The sequence below is a fragment of the Methylobacterium nonmethylotrophicum genome, assembly GCF_004745635.1.
GTDB lineage: Bacteria > Pseudomonadota > Alphaproteobacteria > Rhizobiales > Beijerinckiaceae > Methylobacterium > Methylobacterium nonmethylotrophicum.
Genome location: NZ_SRLB01000005.1, coordinates 357,005 through 374,463 on the forward strand (window position 1 = coordinate 357,005; position 17,459 = coordinate 374,463).

General features: G+C 71.8%; 16 protein-coding genes. 11 read left to right on the forward strand and 5 right to left on the reverse strand.

What is annotated here, in order from left to right; all coding sequences use genetic code 11:
• Positions 1-151: 151 nt before the first annotated feature.
• A complete protein-coding gene (locus EU555_RS08535) occupies positions 152-604 on the reverse strand; it encodes a GatB/YqeY domain-containing protein (RefSeq protein ID WP_135414240.1) in 453 nt (150 codons plus the stop codon).
• 146 nt (positions 605-750) lie between these two features.
• On the opposite strand from EU555_RS08535, the gene carA reads away from it, so the two are divergent.
• From carA to EU555_RS08555, 4 genes are all read left to right on the forward strand, one after another.
• Positions 751-1,965 (forward strand): glutamine-hydrolyzing carbamoyl-phosphate synthase small subunit, encoded by a 1,215-nt coding sequence (gene carA / locus EU555_RS08540; protein ID WP_135414241.1) that lies wholly within the window; start codon positions 751-753, stop codon positions 1,963-1,965.
• Positions 1,966-2,105: 140 nt separating this feature from the next.
• On the forward strand, positions 2,106-2,477 hold the full coding sequence (locus EU555_RS08545; protein ID WP_135414242.1) for a hypothetical protein: 372 nt from the start codon (positions 2,106-2,108) through the stop codon (positions 2,475-2,477).
• 17 nt (positions 2,478-2,494) lie between these two features.
• Positions 2,495-3,199, forward strand: a complete 705-nt coding sequence (locus EU555_RS08550) for a class I SAM-dependent methyltransferase (protein ID WP_135414243.1) — start codon at positions 2,495-2,497, stop codon at positions 3,197-3,199.
• A 227-nt stretch (positions 3,200-3,426) separates the two neighbouring features.
• On the forward strand, positions 3,427-4,740 hold the full coding sequence (locus tag EU555_RS08555) for a flavin monoamine oxidase family protein (protein WP_135414244.1): 1,314 nt from the start codon (positions 3,427-3,429) through the stop codon (positions 4,738-4,740).
• An 18-nt stretch (positions 4,741-4,758) separates the two neighbouring features.
• Here EU555_RS08555 and EU555_RS08560 read toward each other — a convergent pair whose 3' ends face one another.
• The 3 genes from EU555_RS08560 to EU555_RS08570 all read right to left on the reverse strand — a co-directional run bounded on the left by EU555_RS08560 (position 4,759) and on the right by EU555_RS08570 (position 6,703).
• Entirely contained in the window at positions 4,759-5,115 is a 357-nt protein-coding gene (locus tag EU555_RS08560) for a hypothetical protein (RefSeq protein ID WP_135414245.1), read from the reverse strand.
• 123 nt (positions 5,116-5,238) lie between these two features.
• Positions 5,239-5,514, reverse strand: a complete 276-nt coding sequence (locus EU555_RS08565) for a hypothetical protein (protein WP_245524197.1) — start codon at positions 5,512-5,514, stop codon at positions 5,239-5,241.
• Between the two features lie 70 nt (positions 5,515-5,584).
• Positions 5,585-6,703 carry a S1C family serine protease gene (locus EU555_RS08570; RefSeq protein WP_135414246.1) on the reverse strand — a complete coding sequence of 373 codons (1,119 nt, stop codon included), beginning with the start codon at positions 6,701-6,703 and terminating at the stop codon, positions 5,585-5,587.
• 191 nt (positions 6,704-6,894) lie between these two features.
• Here EU555_RS08570 and scpA point away from each other — a divergent pair, with 191 nt between their 5' ends.
• Positions 6,895-9,057, forward strand: coding sequence for a methylmalonyl-CoA mutase (gene scpA / locus EU555_RS08575; protein WP_135414247.1), 2,163 nt, complete (start codon positions 6,895-6,897; stop codon positions 9,055-9,057).
• Between the two features lie 88 nt (positions 9,058-9,145).
• Complete coding sequence (locus tag EU555_RS08580; RefSeq protein ID WP_135414248.1) at positions 9,146-11,005, forward strand: M23 family metallopeptidase; 1,860 nt, start codon at positions 9,146-9,148, stop codon at positions 11,003-11,005.
• A 235-nt stretch (positions 11,006-11,240) separates the two neighbouring features.
• On the opposite strand, the gene EU555_RS08585 is transcribed toward EU555_RS08580, so the two are convergent.
• Positions 11,241-12,149 (reverse strand): LysR family transcriptional regulator, encoded by a 909-nt coding sequence (locus EU555_RS08585; protein ID WP_135414249.1) that lies wholly within the window; start codon positions 12,147-12,149, stop codon positions 11,241-11,243.
• Between the two features lie 240 nt (positions 12,150-12,389).
• Here EU555_RS08585 and benA point away from each other — a divergent pair, with 240 nt between their 5' ends.
• From benA to catA, 5 genes are all read left to right on the forward strand, one after another.
• A complete protein-coding gene (gene benA, locus EU555_RS08590) occupies positions 12,390-13,718 on the forward strand; it encodes a benzoate 1,2-dioxygenase large subunit (RefSeq protein ID WP_135414250.1) in 1,329 nt (442 codons plus the stop codon).
• Positions 13,719-13,988: 270 nt separating this feature from the next.
• Positions 13,989-14,480: a benzoate 1,2-dioxygenase small subunit gene (benB, locus tag EU555_RS08595; protein WP_135414251.1), complete on the forward strand. Its 492-nt coding sequence runs from the start codon at positions 13,989-13,991 to the stop codon at positions 14,478-14,480.
• Between the two features lie 10 nt (positions 14,481-14,490).
• Positions 14,491-15,504 carry a benzoate 1,2-dioxygenase electron transfer component BenC gene (gene benC / locus EU555_RS08600; RefSeq protein WP_135414252.1) on the forward strand — a complete coding sequence of 338 codons (1,014 nt, stop codon included), beginning with the start codon at positions 14,491-14,493 and terminating at the stop codon, positions 15,502-15,504.
• On the forward strand, positions 15,501-16,310 hold the full coding sequence (locus tag EU555_RS08605) for a 1,6-dihydroxycyclohexa-2,4-diene-1-carboxylate dehydrogenase (protein ID WP_205820842.1): 810 nt from the start codon (positions 15,501-15,503) through the stop codon (positions 16,308-16,310). The genes benC and EU555_RS08605 overlap by 4 nt, the downstream gene beginning before the upstream one ends.
• A gap of 33 nt (positions 16,311-16,343) precedes the next feature.
• A complete protein-coding gene (gene catA, locus EU555_RS08610; protein ID WP_135414253.1) occupies positions 16,344-17,270 on the forward strand; it encodes a catechol 1,2-dioxygenase in 927 nt (308 codons plus the stop codon).
• Positions 17,271-17,459 lie beyond the last annotated feature (189 nt).

Consider the following 17,459-nt stretch of genomic DNA (forward strand, 5'->3'; position numbering starts at 1 on the left):
CGCTTCTCGCCCGTGGCGCCGGTGGGCGCGCCTGCCCGGCGGAGCGCGGCGGCCCTCATCCCGAGAGCGGACGCCCCGCCAGCGGGGCGCGGACCCACGAGAGGAGCGGGGCGTCGCGGGGCGCGGCGCCCCCGTCACGCCGGCGTCGTCCTCAGGCCAGCATCGCCTTCACGAGGCCGCTCGCCTTGCCGAAATCCATCCGGCCGGCATAGGCGCCCTTCAGGGCGGCGATGACCTTGCCCATGTCCTTCGGGGAGGCGGCACCGGTCTCCGCGATCGCGGCCTTGATCGCCGCGCGGGTCTCGTCCTCGCCCATCTGCTGGGGCAGGAACGCCGCGATGATCGCGGCCTCCGCGCGCTCGCCCTCGGCGAGTTCGGGGCGGCCGCCCTGGTCGTAGACGCTCGCCGATTCGTTGCGCTGCTTGATCATCTTCTGGAGCAGCGCGAAGATCTCCTCGTCGGCGAGGGGCTCCTTGCCGAGGCCGCGGGCCTCGATGTCCCTGTCCTTGAGGGCGGCCTGGATCAGCCGGACGGTGGCGAGCTTCGCCTTGTCGCCGGCCTTCATGGCCTCCTTCATCTCGGCGGTGAGGCGCTGGCGCAGCATGCCGGTCTCCTGGTCTTCTGGTGTGGCGCGAGGCACTTGAGCGGGACGCGGCCCGTCCCCAGATTGACCGGGCCGCCGCCGGCCCCGTAAACAGCCGGCCGCGCCCGTCGGCCGTGCCCGGCCGCGACATAAGCGAGTTCACGATCATGCTGCAAGACGACGCGGCCGCCCCCGCGCAACCCGAAGGCTGGGCCGAGCCCGTCGCGACCGCCCTCCTGGTGCTCGCCGACGGCACGGTCCTGGAGGGGTTCGGCATCGGTGCCACCGGCGAGGCCGCCGGCGAGGTCTGCTTCAACACCGCGATGACCGGCTACCAGGAGATCCTGACCGATCCGTCCTATGCCGGGCAGATCGTCACCTTCACCTTCCCGCATATCGGCAATGTCGGCACCAATGACGAGGATCTCGAGAGCCTCGACGCGGCGCCCGCCTCCGGCGTGCGCGGCGCGGTGATCGCCTCGGCCGTGACCAACCCCTCGAACTGGCGCTCGTCCAGCCATCTCGACGGCTGGCTGAAGGCCCGCGGCATCGTCGGCATCACGGGCGTCGACACAAGGGCCCTGACCGCCCTCATCCGCGACCGCGGCATGCCGAACGCGATCCTGGCGAACGATCCGCACGGCCGCTTCGACCGCGAGGCACTCAAGGCCAGGGCCGCGACGCTCCCGCCGATGGAGGGCCTCGACCTGGTGCCGCCGGTGACGAGCCGCGAGTCCAAGAGCTGGGGCGAGACCGTGTGGCAGCACGGCGCCGGCTACGGCAGCCGGGCGCCGGGCGAGGGCCTCAAGGTCGTGGCGATCGATTACGGCGTGAAGCGCAACATCCTGCGCCTCCTGGCGAAGGCCGGCTGCGACGTCACCGTGGTGCCGGCGACCGCGAGCGCCGAGGAGGTGCTGGCGCTCAAGCCCGACGGCGTCTTCCTGTCGAACGGCCCCGGCGACCCGGCGGCGACCGGCGAATACGCCGTGCCGGTGATCCGCGCCCTCCTCGACAGGAAGGTCCCGACCTTCGGCATCTGCCTCGGCCACCAGCTGATGGGCCTAGCGCTCGGCGGCCGCACGGTGAAGATGAGCCAGGGCCACCACGGCGCCAACCACCCGGTGAAGGACCACACCACCGGCAAGGTCGAGATCGTGTCGATGAACCACGGCTTCGCGGTCGACCCGAAGAGCCTGCCCGAGAACGCGGTCGAGACCCACGTCTCGCTGTTCGACGGCTCGAATTGCGGCCTGTCGCTGACCGATCGCCCGGCCTTCTCGGTGCAGCACCACCCCGAGGCCTCGCCGGGCCCGCAGGACAGCCACTACCTGTTCGACCGCTTCGTCAGCCTGATGCGCGAGACGAAAGTCGGCAACGCGTAACTCGGAAAAAGGTTGCGGCCGGACCCGGCCGCAGCCACAAAAAACCCGAACTCGCGGCCGATTCTCCCGGCCGTCCACGGGCCTTGGAGCGACGACGGCGCAACGATCGTCGCGGGGCCGCGAATTCGGGGGTTTGCCCAGTGACCGACCACGCCGCGACCGACAGCTTCTCGCGCCTGCACCGCACCTTCACCACCCATCTCGGCATCGCCGTGGGTCTGGCCTGGGTGACCACGCTGGCGGCGGCGACGCAGGCGCCGTGGGTGCGCAACATCCGGGCGCTGATGGACCCGATGGCCAGCCGCGTCGAGAGCACCTGGTCGTTCCTGTTCGCGATGCCGGTGGTGCTGACGCTCGCCTGGCTCGGCGCCGTCTACGGCCGCGAGTCCCTGCGCGAGCTGCGCGCCCTGCCGAACGACGCCGCCGAGTTCGCGCTCGCCGCCCTGGTCGCCTTCGCGGTGTTCTACCTCTCGATCGACCGGGCCGTCTCGGTCCTGCTGATCGGCGGCTGACGCGCCAGGGCCGGCAGGTGGTCGCCTCCTGGCGCGAGTTCTGGGACCGGGACACCCCGATCTACGTCAATGCGCGCCACAAAGCCCGGCACTATGCCGGGCTGGCGCGGGACATCGCCGCCCTGGTGCCGCATCCGGACGCGGCGATCCTCGATCACGGAAGCGGCGAGGCCCTCTCCGCCGACCAGGTCGCGTCGGCCTGCGGCCGGCTCCTCCTCTGCGAATCCTCCCCGCGCCAGCGCGACGCCCTCCGGCAGCGTTTCGCCGGCATCCCGACGATCACGATCCTGGCGCCCGAGGAGGTCGCGGAGCTGCCCGCGGCGAGCCTCGACCTCGTGGTGGCGAACTCCCTGGCGCAGTACCTCACCGCCTCCGAGCTCGACGCCTGCCTGCGGGACTGGCGCCGCGCGCTCAGGCCCGGCGGCCGCCTGATCCTCGCCGACGTGATCCCGCCGCATCTCGGCGCCGTGGCGGATGCCGCCGCGCTCCTCGCCTTCGCGCGGCGCGACGGCTTCCTCCTCGCGGCGCTCCTGGGCCTCGCCCGCACCGTCGTGTCGGATTACCGCTCCCTGCGCCAGCGGCTCGGCCTGACGCGGCACGGCGAGGCCGAGATGCTGGCACGGCTCACGGCCGCCGGATTCGCGGCGGAGCGGATGCCGCGCAATCTCGGGCACAATCAGGGACGGATGGCGTTCGTGGCGCGGGTCGGAGGTGACGTGTGACCGGCCGGGGGAGGCGAGGCCCGGCCTGCAACCGCACGCGACCGCTCATCATGATCTCTCCCGGCTGGATCTCTCTCGACCGGGCCTGCGCACGATCCCGCGACCGGTGGCCGGCGACGAACGACGCCTGCACCGAACGACCGGGTGTTATTTTGCCGCGCTGGCTTGCCGGCGCGCCCGCGGCGCCGAGGTGAGACGGCTCGGAGTGACACAGACGGAGACCCGGGATGACGCTCTCGCGTCGCTCCCTCCTGGCCGGCGCGGCGATCCTCGCGGCCTCGACCAAAGCCCGTGCGGCGGCTGACGCCGACGTCGCGGTGATCGGCGCCGGGGCGGCCGGCCTCGCCGCCGCGGCGGCGATCCGCCGGGGCGGCCACAGCGTCGTGGTGCTGGAGGCGCGCGACCGCATCGGCGGGCGGGCCTACACCGATACGGGCCTTGGGGCCGGCCGCAGCTTCGATGCCGGTGGGCAATACGTGCACTGGGCCGAGCGCAATCCCTGGCGGGAGATCGCGCGGGCGGCGGGGGTGCGCACGACGGACGATGCCGCCAGCCCGTGGCCGGTGCTGGTGAGGGACGGGGTCCGGGCGAGCGAGGCCGAGCGGCGGCAGCGCCGGGCGGGGTTTACCCGGGTGAGCAGCCTCCTCGATCACCCGGCGCCCCCCGACCGCTCGGTCGCGCAGGCCGTGGCGGGCGAGGACGAGGCGGCGCGGGCCGCCGCCGCGGGGCTGACCCGCCTTACCCTCGGCGAGGAGCCGGACCGGGTCTCCTGCGCCGATTACGACCAGCTCTGGTCCGGCGACGACATCTGGGTCGACGGCTACGGCGCCCTCGTGGCCGGCCACTATGCCGACCTGCCGGTGCGCCTGGGTACGCCCGTCAGCGCGATCGACTGGCGCGGCGCGGGCGTCGCGATCGAGACGCCGGGGGGCACCCTGCGGACGGCCTGCGCCATCGTCACGGTGCCGATCGGCGTGCTGGCGTCGGGCGCCTTGCGCTTCATGCCCGACCTGCCGGCGGCGACTGCGGAGGCGGTGGCGGGCCTGCGCATGGGGGCCTACACCAAGATCGGGATCGCCCTCGATCCGTCGCTGTTTCCGGGTCAGGACCTGCGCGACGCGGTGATCCTCAGGAGCGGCATTCCGGGCCTCACCGCGTATCTCGAGATGCAGCCGTTCGGGAAGCCGCTGGCGGTGCTGCATTGCGGCGGCGACGGCGCCCGGTCCTTGTGCGAGGCCGGGGAGGCCGCCGCGCTCGCGGCGGCGAGCGACCATCTGGTGAGCGTCTTCGGCGCCGGCATCCGGGCCGCCGTGACGGCGGGCCGCCTCGCCCCCTGGTGGACCGACCCTTTCGCCCGCGGCAGCTACTCCCTCGCCCGGCCCGGCCACCTTCCCGCCCGCGAGGCCCTGCGGGTGCCGGTGGCCGAGCGGATCTTCTTGTCCGGCGAGGCCACGGCCGGCGGCGGTGCCATGACGGTGGGGGGTGCGACCCTCGACGGCGAGCGGGCGGCCGCGGAGGTGCTGAGACGGCTGGGATCGTGAGGGCGGAGCGTCGCAGGCTCAGTGCAGCGTCAGCCGCGGGCCGTCCGCCGGCAGGCGCTCCCAGGCCTGCACCAGGGTACCGGCGACGCCGCCGTCGCACAGGCGGCTGCTGAGGTCGCAGAACACCCGCTCGCTCACCGCGAACTCGGTCGCCATCTGGGCGTCGTCGGCCTCCTCGTCGGTGGACGCCGTGAAGCGGTCGAAGGCGGCCGACATCTCGGCGAACGCGAAGGCGACCGGCATGGTGCGGAAGACCGTGGCGCAATCCTCGTCGAGGTCGCCGGTGTCGAGGTCGCGCATCCGGACCACGTAGCCGTCGGCGTGCTCGACGATCTCGTACTGCCAGTGCCGGCCCTCGCAGGCTGCAAGGATCATCGTGCCCTCCCCGTCTCGCCTCAGAGGCGAATGCGGCGGCGGCCCCGAGGGTTCCGGCGCGGCAGGCGCAGAGCGTGCGATTCTCGACCAAGGGCGGAGGCGGCTCCGCCCGACGGAGGGATCTTAGCGCCCGCGGACCCCGACCTCGTAGGCGGCGCGGCCGCTGACGCGCAACGCGGTGCCGTTGCCGAGATCGATGAAGCCGGGGGCGGTGGCCCGCAAAGAGGCCGGGGGCGCCTCGCGGCATCCGGGCCGATCGGGCAGGCGGACGCCGGGCGGCGCGTCCTGGGGGCACAGGCGCGGCACAGGGGCGCCGCGTTGAGGGGCGCCGCGTTTGCCCGCGACGGCCGGCAGCGCGGCGGCCGCGAGGAGGAGGGCGGCGAGGAGGCGGGGGGTCACGGGGATGGGGCTCCGGCGCGTCGATCGCGCGCCAGGATAGCGCCTCCGGCGCCGCGGGGCGATCGTCGCGTCACCGCCGGGCCTGGCCCATGTCGGCCGGGGTGACCGGGACCGTCACCGCCCGCCCGTCGCGCTCGATCTGCAGCTGGGCGCTGCGGCCGAGGCCCGCGGCTTCGAGCGCCGCCGTGAGATCGGCCAGGCGGCGCACCGGCCGCCCGTTCACCCCCATGATGATGTCGCCGAGGTCGCCCGAGGCCGGATCGATGCCCTGCAGCCCGGCCGCGGCGGCGGGCGAGCCCGGCAACACCCGCACCACCACGATGCCGTCGATGCCGAGCCGCGCCGCCGCGTCCTCGCTCGCCGCCACGATGCCGATGCCCGGCGTCGGGGTGCGGCCGGTGCGGATCAGGTTCGGCACGACCCGGTTGACCACGTCGACGGGAATGGCGAAGCCGATGCCGGCGCTCGCCCCCGAGGGCGAGAAGATCGCGGTGTTGACCCCGATCAAGCGCCCGGCGGAATCGAGCAGCGGCCCGCCGGAATTGCCCGGGTTGATCGCCGCGTCGGTCTGGATCACGCCGGAGAGCTCCCGCCCCTCGGCGGTGGGCAGCCGGCGCTGGAGCGCGCTCACCACCCCGGTCGTCAGGGTGTGGTCGAGGCCGAACGGGTTGCCGATGGCGTAGGTGAACTGCCCGACCTTGAGGTCGGCGGAGGTGCCGATGGCGATCGGCGGCGGGCTGGCGCTGACGCGGCCGAGCTGCAGCACCGCGAGGTCGTAGTTCGGCGCGGTGCCGACCACGGTCGCCGGCACCGTCTCGCCGGTGGAGAGCCGGACCTGGATGTCGCCGCCGCCCTGGATGACGTGGTTGTTGGTGACGACGTGGCCGGCCGCGTCCCAGACGAAGCCCGAGCCGGTCTGCTCGCCCCCGCCCTGCCGCGGCTCGCCGGTCTGGGGGTCGAACGACACCGCCCCCTGCCGCGCCCGGGCGAAGACGTAGACCACGGACGGCGCGGCGCGCTCGAACAGGGCCACGGTCGAGGTCTCCGCCGGCGCGAGGTCGCCCCGCGCCGTCACCGTCCGGGGCGTGTCGGCGGAGAACAGCAGGCTCGTGACGTAGGGCTGCGCCACGAACAGCGCGAGCAGCACCAGGGCGGCGGCGAGGGCGACCCGCAGGAAGCGATCGGGCACTGGTCTCGTCACTCCGGGAAGGAACGGGCTGGCGACGAAGTGGGCCGGGCGGGCGCCGCGTCAATGGCGGTCCGGGGCGGAGAGGAAGCGCGCTGATCGGCGCGCGCCCGACCGTCGACCCATTGGCCGCAGCGGCACCCGCGCCTATAAGTCTGAGGCTTAGGAACGCCAGCAACGAGAGCCGCAGGCCGATGACCCGCATCCCGGATTTCTCGGAGATCGCCTACCGGGCGACCAGCCCCGCCGCCGCGGCCGCCGGGGCCGCCGAGCCGTGGATGACGCCCGAGGGCATCCCGGTGAAGCCGGCCTACGGCCCGCAGGATCGGGACGGGCTGGACCTCGCCGGCTCCTATCCGGGCATCGCGCCGTTCCTGCGCGGCCCCTACCCCACCATGTACGCGACCCAGCCCTGGACGATCCGGCAATATGCCGGCTTCTCCACGGCGGAGGATTCGAACGCCTTCTACCGCCGCAACCTCGCGGCCGGGCAGAAGGGGCTGTCGGTCGCCTTCGACCTCGCCACCCACCGCGGCTACGATTCCGACCATCCGCGGGTCTCGGGCGACGTAGGTATGGCGGGCGTCGCGATCGACTCGATCTACGACATGCGGACGCTGTTCTCCGGCATTCCGCTCGACCAGATGACCGTGTCGATGACGATGAACGGCGCGGTGCTGCCGGTGCTGGCCCTCTACATCGTCGCGGCCGAGGAGCAGGGCGTGCCGCCCGAAAAGCTCGCCGGCACGATCCAGAACGACATCCTCAAGGAGTTCATGGTCCGCAACACCTACATCTACCCGCCAGCCGGGTCGATGCGGATCATCTCGGACATCTTTGCCTATACCTCGGCCCACATGCCGAAGTTCAACTCGATCTCGATCTCCGGCTACCACATGCAGGAGGCCGGGGCGACGCAGGACCTTGAGCTCGCCTACACGCTGGCCGACGGCGTCGAGTACATCCGCGCCGGCCTGGCGGCGGGGCTCGACATCGACAAGTTCGCACCCCGCCTGTCGTTCTTCTGGGCGATCGGGATGAACTTCTTCATGGAGGTGGCCAAGATGCGGGCGGCGCGCCTGCTCTGGGCCTCCCTCGTCAAGGACTTTTCCCCGAAATCCGACAAGTCCCTGGCCCTGCGCACCCACTCGCAGACGTCGGGCTGGTCGCTCACCGCCCAGGACGTGTTCAACAACGTCACCCGCACCTGCGTCGAGGCGATGGCGGCGACGCAGGGCGGCACCCAGTCGCTGCACACCAACGCCCTCGACGAGGCGCTGGCGCTGCCGACCGACTTCTCGGCCCGCATCGCCCGCAACACCCAGCTCTTCCTGCAGCAGGAGAGCGGCACCACCCGGATCATCGATCCGTGGGGCGGCTCCTACTACGTCGAGCGGCTGACGCAGGACCTCGCGGCCCGGGCCTCGGCCCATATCCGCGAGGTCGAGGCGCTCGGCGGCATGGCCAAGGCGATCGAGGCCGGCATCCCGAAGCTGCGCATCGAGGAGGCGGCGGCCCGCACCCAGGCGCGGATCGATTCCGGCCAGCAGGTCATCGTCGGCGTCAACCGCTACAAGCCCGACGGCGACCGGGCGATCGATCTCCTGCGGGTCGACAACGGCAACGTCCGCACCCTGCAGATCGACAAGCTCAAGCGCCTGCGCGCCGAGCGCGACGGGCAGGCGGTGGAGGCCCGGCTCGCGGCCCTGACCGAGGCGGCCAAGGGAAGCGGCAACCTGCTGGCGCTCGCGGTGGACGCGGCGCGGGCCAAGGCCACGGTCGGCGAGATCTCGGAGGCGCTGGAGCGGGCCTGGGGCCGGCACCGGGCCGAGATCCGGGCGATCTCGGGCGTCTACAAGCGGGAGATGGGCGGCATGTCGGCGGCGGTCGAGCGGGTGCGGGGCTTGGTCGAGACCTTCGAGGAGGCGGATGGGCGCCGCCCCCGCATCCTGGTCGCCAAGATGGGCCAGGACGGTCACGACCGCGGCCAGAAGGTGATCGCGTCGGCCTTCGCCGATCTCGGCTTCGACGTCGATATCGGCCCGCTCTTCGCCACCCCCGAGGAGGCGGCGCGCCAGGCGGTGGAGAACGACGTCCACATCGTCGGCGTGTCCTCGCTCGCCGCCGGCCACCTCACCCTGGTGCCGGAATTGAAGCGCGCGCTCGACGCGGCCGGCCGGCCCGACGTGATGATCGTGGTGGGCGGCGTGATCCCGCCGGGCGACTTCGCGGCCCTGCGCCAGGCCGGTGCCTCGGCGATCTTCCCGCCCGGCACCGTCATCGCGGAGGCCGCGGCCTCGCTGATCGAGGAGCTGAACGCGCGGCTCGGCTACGCGCCCCGGGCCGCGGCCGAGTAGGAGCGGCGCGCGTCTCAAAACGGTCACGGTTTCGGCGCCAAGGGCGGACCTTGGCCACCCGCCTGAGTCAGGGCCCGATTCCTTGTCCGTGCTCGCCGACGCGACCTCCCTCCCCGGCTCCGCCCCGGCGGCTCCGCCGCGCCAGGCCCTCAACCTGCGCTGGCTCGCCGGCTGCCTGCTCACCGGCGTGACCGGCGCCGGGCTGATCGGCGTCGCGCTCATCCTCGCGGCCGCCGACGGCATCGTGCCGGCGCCCCCGGAGCGGGCCCTGCCGCCCCACGGCGAGGGGCAGGGCGCCGTCGCCCGCAAGGGCGACCGGCTGGTGCGCGACGAGATGATCGTGGCGGCCAGGACCGCCTTCAAGGCGCCGATGACCGAGCGCGCCGGCGAGCGCGAGGCGATCCGCGTCCACGCCTACGTGCAGCTCGCCACCGACCTGCCGCTGCGCGCCCCCGACGCGCCGGTACCGCCCTTCGATCCCCTGCGCAGCGCCCGGATCGAGGCGCCGGCGGTGCAGGACGGCGATTCGGACCCGGCCGAGACCGCCGTGACCCTGACCCGCAGCCCGCTCGCCGAGGCGCCGCTCGAAGGAGGCGCGCCGGCCCTCTCGGACGACGAGGTCGACGCGCTCGTGGCCGAGACGCAGGCGCCCGGCGGGGCGCTGCCGCCGGCCTTCCCGGCCGAGCGCCTGCTGTCCCGCGCCCTGCGGCCGGCCGCGCTTCCGGACGACGATCCGGGGGCGGAAGCGCGCTTTCGCGCCATCGAGGTCCGGATCCTGCCCGAGAACCTGACCGAGATCGCCGAGACCAGCACCGGCGCCGCCCCTGCGCTGTTCGAGGAGCGCGACCTCGTCCTCGCCAAGGACCAGAGCCTGGAGGACCTGCTCAGGCGCAACGGCGCCGGGCCGGCGCGGCTCTCCGCCCTGCTGGCGAGCCTCAGCGCCCGGGCGAGGGGCGATCTGCCCGAGGGCCAGCACGTGCGCCTCCTCATCGCCCCCGAGGTTGTAGGCCGAGATGGGGAGGGCCGCGGCATCGCCCGGGTCACGCTCTACGGCGAGGACGGCATCCAGGAGATCGTGGCGGCCAACGACCGCGGCGGCTTCGTCTCGGTGGCGCCGCCCCGGCCCGGCCGCGCGCCGGAGGAGGACGAGGAATCCGGCGTCACCCTCTACGAGAGCCTGTACGGCACCGCGCTCAAGAACGGCGTGCCGCGCCCGATCATCGAGGAGATGGTCATGGCGCTCGCGACCTCGACCGACCTGCAGCAGCGCACGACGCCCGGCGACCGGGCCGAACTGTTCTTCACCGAGGACGAGGATGCCCGGCCGGAGCTGCTCTATGTGGGCCTGCGCGTCCACGACGAGACCTTCGGCCTCTACCGCTACCGGGTGCCGGGCTCGGGCGAGGTCGATTACCTCGACCCGTCCGGCCGCTCGAGCCAGAAATTCCTGATGCGCCGGCCGGTGGCGGAGGGGCGGATCTCATCGCCCTTCGGCGCCCGCCTGCACCCGATCCTCGGCTATTACCGGCCCCATAACGGCGTCGACTGGGCGGCGACCCGCGGCACGCCGATCATGGCGACCGGCGACGGCACGATCGTGGCGGCGGGTGCCCGGTCGGGCTACGGCAACCGGGTCGAGATCCAGCACGCCAACGGCTACACCACCGCCTACAACCACATGGCCCGGATCGCCCGCGGCGTCGCGCCGGGCACCCGGGTGCGCCTCGGCCAGGTGATCGGGGCGGTGGGCACCACCGGCCTCTCGACCGGCCCGCACGTGCATTACGAGGTCGCGATCAACGGCCGCTTCGTCGACCCGATGAAGATCCGCCTGCCGAGCGCCCGCGAGCTCACCGGCCCGAACCTCGCCGCCTTCCGCCAGGCCGAGGAGCAGATCGACGCGCTGCGCCAGCGCCACGGCGGCAAGAACGTGGCAGAGCGGACGTAGCCTGCGCAGCGGGGCTCAGAGCCTGTTCGACGTGCTTGGCAAATTTATCCCAACCTCATCCTCATCCTGAGGTGTCAGTCGATCGAAGATCGACTGACCTCGAAGGAGGGCTCCAGCAATCACTGTGATATCTGGAGCCCTCCTTCGAGGCTCCTTTCAGTCGCACCTCAGGATGAGGTCGTGATTGGGATGGATCAGGTCCATGCGATATCGTTCTCGGCAGTCAAACAGGCTCTCACACCCCGAACCGCAGACCCTCCCGCTCGTAATCCTCCTTCACGCATTGCAGGATCAGCCCGATCTCGGGCGAGGGATCGTTCTTGCGGTAGCTCATGATGACCGGGATCAGCGCCCGCTCCTCGTCCAGCGGCCGGTAGGCGACGCCGTCGCGGCGCAGGCGCTCGATCGAGGCCGGCACCACGCATACCCCCGCTTCCGCCGCGACGAGGCCGAGCGCGGTCTGGAGCTCGCGCACCTCGTGGATCATCGCCGGGCGCACGGCGTGCTCGCGAAACAGCGCCAGGATGCGGTCGGCATTGTTGGGCCGCGCGCTCTTCGGGTAGAGGATCAGCGCCGAATCGGCGAGGTCGCGCAAGCGCAAGGGGCCGGGCGGGCGGGCGGCATCCCAGGCCATCGGCACGGCGACGATCAACTTCTCGTTGCGCAGGAGCACCCGGGTGATCGCCGGATCCTCGATCTCGACCCGGCCGAAGCCGACATCGATCCGGCCCTCCTTCAGCGCCGCGATCTGCTCCAGCGTCAGGAGTTCGAGCAGGGTCATGTCGACGTCCGGGCGCTTCAACCGGTAGCCGCGCAGGATCTCCGGCAGGCGGCCGTAGAGCGTCGAGGCGACGAAGCCGATGCGGAAGCTGTTGCGCTCGGCGACGCGCAGGCGCCGGCCGGTCTCGCGCAGGTCGTCGACCCGCTCCAGGATCTGCAACGCCTGCTCGTAGATCACCCGGCCCGGCTCGGTCAGCCGCACCGGGCGCGAGCCGCGCTCGATCAGGGCGAGGCCGAACTCCTCCTCGAATTGCTGCACCTGCTTGCTCAGCGCCGGCTGGGCGACGTGCATCGCCTCGGCCGCCCGGGTGAAGCTCTGCTCGCGGGCGACGGCCACGAAGTAGCGCAGGTGGCGCAGCTCCAATCATTCCTCCCAGGAATGGTTTTGTTCCCAATCGGTCTTGGACGCCGGTATGCCCGCTCCTTAGAACTGGAGAAAGAGGAAACGCTCAGGGAGCGAGCGGGGACCGGGACGAGACAGTCCAGAACGCACGCCCTGCCACCCTGTGCAAGACGAGACACGGATCCGAACCGGCCCCGCACCCCGTGGACCGGCAGCGATCCCCCTCGTCCCGAACACAGCCCAGGCGGCAGGGAGGATGGCATGCTGGACGATCTGCATCAGGTGGTCGAGACCGCGGTCGAGGAGAACCCGGAGACCGGGATCTATCGCTGCCGGCGGGACATTTTTACCGATCCCGACATCTTCGAGCTGGAGATGCAGCACATCTTCGAGGGCAACTGGATCTACATGGCCCACGAGAGCCAGATCCCGAACCCCAACGACTACTTCACCACCTTCATGGGCCGCCAGCCGGTGGTCATCACCCGCAGCCGCAAGGGCGAGTTGCAGGCCTTCGTCAATGCCTGCAGCCACCGCGGCGCGATGGTGTGCCGGCACAAGCGCGGCAACAAGGCGACCTTCACCTGCCCGTTCCACGGCTGGACCTTCAGCAACGGCGGCAAGCTCCTCAAGGTCAAGGATCCGGACGGCGCCGGCTATCCCGAGAGCTTCAACCGCGACGGCTCGCACGACCTGACCAAGGTGGCCCGGTTCGAGAACTACCGCGGCTTCCTGTTCGGCTCCCTCAACCCCGACGTGAAACCGCTGACCGAGCATCTCGGCGAGGCGACGAAGATCATCGACATGATCGTCGACCAGTCGCCGGACGGGCTCGAGGTGCTGCGCGGCAACTCGACCTACGTGTACGACGGCAACTGGAAGCTCCAGACCGAGAACGGCGCCGACGGCTACCACGTCAGCGCGACGCACTGGAACTACGCCGCCACGACGAGCCGGCGCAAGGAAGCGCACGTCGTCGACAAGACCCGCGCCATGGATGCGGGCGGCTGGGCCAAGCAGGGCGGCGGCTTCTACTCGTTCGAGCACGGCCACCTGCTGCTCTGGACGACCTGGGCGAACCCGGAGGACCGGCCGAACTGGGACCGGCGCGGCGAGCTGGCGGAGCAATACGGGCAGGCGATGGCGGACTGGATGATCAGCCGCTCGCGCAACCTCTGCCTCTACCCGAACGTCTACCTGATGGACCAGTTCTCGTCGCAGATCCGCACCTACCGGCCGATCGCGGTCGATAAGACCGAGGTGACGATCTATTGCATCGCGCCCCGCGGCGAGGCGCCGGAGGCGCGGGCCCGGCGCATCCGCCAGTACGAGGACTTCTTCAACGCCAGCGGCATGGCGACCCCGGACGACCTCGAGGAGTTCCGCGCCTGCCAGATCGGCTATCGCGGCCGCGCCGCCCAATGGAACGACCTCTGCCGCGGTGCCGCCCACTGGATCGAGGGGGCGGACGAGGGCGCGCGTGCGATCGGGCTGAAGCCGCTCCTGAGCGGCGCCAAGACCGAGGACGAGGGCCTGTTCGCGATCCAGCACCGCTACTGGATGGACACGATGCGCCGGCACCTGCCGTAGCGCATCGCCCCTGAACCCTCCCCCCTCCGCGGGGGAGGGTGCCCCGCGGATGCGGGGCGGGAGAGGGGAGCGCGACGGTGCTTCAGGTGGCGCCCTTCATCGAGCGCGCGACCTTTCCGGAAGCGGCGTCCCCTCTCCCGGCTCGCTCCGCTCGCCACCCTCCCCCGCAGAGGGGGGAGGGTTCGGGAGCCAGACTCAAGAACGCTCAACACCGACGGCGCCGGCCCCCAGGTCGCCGAACGCGCCCGCACGCCCTCAAGGAGCCCTCCGATGCCCCTCACCCTGGAGCAGGTGCAGCAATTCCTCTACCGCGAGGCCCGCTACCTCGACGACCGCGACTTCGACGCCTGGCTGGCGCTCTACGCCCCCGACGTCGAGTTCTGGATGCCGTCCTGGGACGACGACGACCAGCTCGTCACGGACCCGCAGACCGACGTCTCGCTGATCTACTACGACAGCCGCAGCGGCCTGGAGGACCGGGTCTTCCGCATCCGCACCGAGCGCTCCAGCGCCACCAGCCTGCCGGAGCCGCGCACCTCGCACAACATCGCGAACGTCGAGATCCTCGCGCAGGACGAGGCGACCTGCAAGCTTCGCTTCAACTGGCTCACCTTCAACTACCGCTACAAGACCGTCGATACGCATTTCGGGACGTCGTTCTACACCCTCGACACCAGTGGCGGGACCCCGCTGATCAAGAACAAGAAGGTCATCCTCAAGAACGACTACATCCATCACGTCATCGACGTCTATCACATCTAGGGAGGGCGCCGTGTCGACTGTCGCGCTCAATTTCGAGGACGGGGTCACCCGGTTCATCGCCTGCCGGCCCGGCGAGACGGTGGCGGACGCCTCCTACCGCCTCGGCATCAACATCCCGCTCGACTGCCGGGACGGCGCCTGCGGCACCTGCCGGGTCCATTGCGAATCCGGCCGGTTCGATCCGGGCAGCTACATCGAGGATGCCCTCTCCGACGAGGAGGCGGCGCAAGGCTACGGCCTCGCCTGCCAGATGCGGCCGAAGACCGACCTGGTGCTCGCGGTGGCGGCCTCCTCGGAGGTCTGCAAGACCAAGGCCGCCGCCCTCAAGGGCACGGTCGCGGCGGTGCGCCGGCTCTCGGACACCACCTTCGGGCTCAGCCTGGAGACCGAGGAGCCGGTCGGCTTCCTGCCGGGGCAGTACGTCAACATCGCGGTGCCGGGCAGCGCACAGACCCGCTCCTACTCGTTCAGCTCGGTCCCGGGCAGCCGCCAAGCCGAGTTCCTGATCCGCAACATCCCGGGCGGGCTGATGAGCACCTACCTCGCACAAGCCGCGCGGGAGGGCGCGAGCCTCGACCTGACAGGTCCCTCGGGCAGCTTCTACCTGCGCGAGATCCGCCGCCCGGTCCTGATGCTCGCCGGCGGCACCGGCCTGGCGCCGTTCCTGTCGATGCTGGGCCGGATCGGCGAGACCGGCGCCGACCAGCCGATCCACCTCGTCTACGGCGTCACGCACGACGCCGACCTCGTCGAGACCGACGCCCTCGAAGACGCCGCCGCGAAGATCCCGGGATTCAGCTTCGAGACCTGCGTCGCCTCTCCCGAGAGCCGTCACGCGAGGAAGGGCTACGTCACCGAGCATCTGGCCGATGCGCACCTGCATGGCGGCGACATCGACACGTATCTGTGCGGCCCGCCCGCGATGGTCGACGCGGTCCGCAGGACCTTCGCCGAGCGGGGGCTGACGCCTGCGAGCTTCCACTACGAGAAATTCTCGGCAAGCGGCGTCGGGGGTGGGGCATGAACGACCCCGGCCTGAGCGGTATCGTCTCGCCCGGCCGCTTCGACGGCAAGATCGCGGTGGTGACCGGCGCCGCGCAGGGGATCGGCCGCGAGGTCGCCCTGCGGCTCGCCCGCGAGGGCGCCGCCCTCCTCCTCACCGATCGCTCGGAGATCGTCGAGGAGACGGCAGCCGAGGCCCGCGACCTCGGCGCGAGGGCGGCGGTGCAGCGCGCCGATGCCGAGACGTTCGAGGGCTGCGAGAGCGTGATGGCGGCGGCGGTCGCCCGGTTCGGCCGGCTCGACGTGCTGGTCAACAATGTCGGCGGCTCGATCTGGTTCAAGCCGTTCGCGCATTACGCCCCGCACGAGGTCGAGGCCGAGATCCGGCGCTCGCTCTTCCCGACCCTGTGGTGCTGCCGGGCGGCGCTGCCGCACATGCTGGCGAACGGCGCCGGCAGCATCGTCAACGTCTCGTCGGTGGCGACCCGCGGCGTCAACCGGGTGCCTTACGCGGCCGCCAAGGGCGGGGTGAACGCGCTCACCGCCTGCCTCGCGTGGGAATATGCCGGGCACGGCATCCGGGTGAACGCGGTCGCCCCCGGCGGCACCGAGGCGCCGCCCCGGCGCGTGCCCCGCAACCCTGCCCCGCCGAGCGACCAGGAGCGCGCCTGGATCGCCGAGGTGGTGGCCCAGACCAAGGCCTCGAGCCTGATGCACCGCTACGGCACCGCCGCCGAGCAGGCCGCCGCGATCCTGTTCCTCGCCTCCGACGAGGCCTCCTACGTCACCGGCGTGACCTTGCCGGTGGCCGGCGGCGACCTCGGCTGACCGCAACTCCCAAGCAGAAGAGAGGAAACACCCATGTCCAAGATCACCGACTCCGCCGAAGCCCAGGCCCTGTTCGACAAGGTCGCGGGCCTCTCCACCGAGAGCGGCAATCCGCGCATCAAGCAGATCGTGCGCCGCGTCGTCGAGGATGCCTGCCGGATCGTCGAGGATCTCGACGTGACCCCGAGCGAGTTCTGGACCGCGATGAGCTACCTGACGGAGACCGGCCAGGCCAACGAGTTCGGCCTGCTGATGCCGGGGCTCGGGATCGAGCACTTCATCGACCTGTGCATCGACGCCAAGGAGCGGGCGGCGGGCATCGAAGGCGGCACGCCGCGCACCATCGAGGGCCCGCTCTACGTCGCCGGCGCGCCGCTGACCAAGGGCGAGGCGCGCCTCGACGACGACCCGGAGGACGGCGAGGTGCTGATCGTCGAGGGCCAGGTGACCGGGCAGGGCGGCGCGCCGGTCGCGGGCGCCATCGTCGATGTCTGGCACGCCAACACGCTCGGCAACTACTCGGTCTTCGACAAGAGCCAGAGCACCTGGAACCTGCGCCGGCGCATCGAGACGGACGCCGAGGGCCGCTACCGCTTCCGCAGCCTCCTGCCGAAGGGCTACGGCTGCCCGCCGCACGGCCAGACCCAGAAGCTCCTCGACCAGCTCGGCCGCCACGGCCAGCGCCCGGCCCACATCCACTTCTTCGTCTCCGGCCCCGGCCACCGGCAGCTGACGACGCAGATCAACCTCTCGGACGACCCCTACCTGCACGACGACTTCGCCTTCGCCACCCGCGACGGCCTGATCGCCGAGGTGGTGCGCGTCACCGACCCGGCGGCGCTGAAGGCCGCGGGGCTGAACGAGCCGTACTCGGCGATCCGCTTCGACTTCGCCCTCAACCCCGAGGTGGCGCACGCGCCCGATCCGGTGGTGGTGCGGGCGCACGCCGAGGCGGCCTGAGGCGCGACGCTCAAACCCTCCCCCCTCTGCGGGGGAGGGTGGCGAGCGGAGCGAGCCGGGAGAGGGGAACCCCGTCTCCGGAGAGGTCGCGCGCTTCATGAACGGCGCCACCTGGATCCGCGTCGCGCTGCCCCTCTCCCGCCCGGCGCACGAGTGCTTCGCACTCGCAGCCGGGCACCCTCCCCCGCA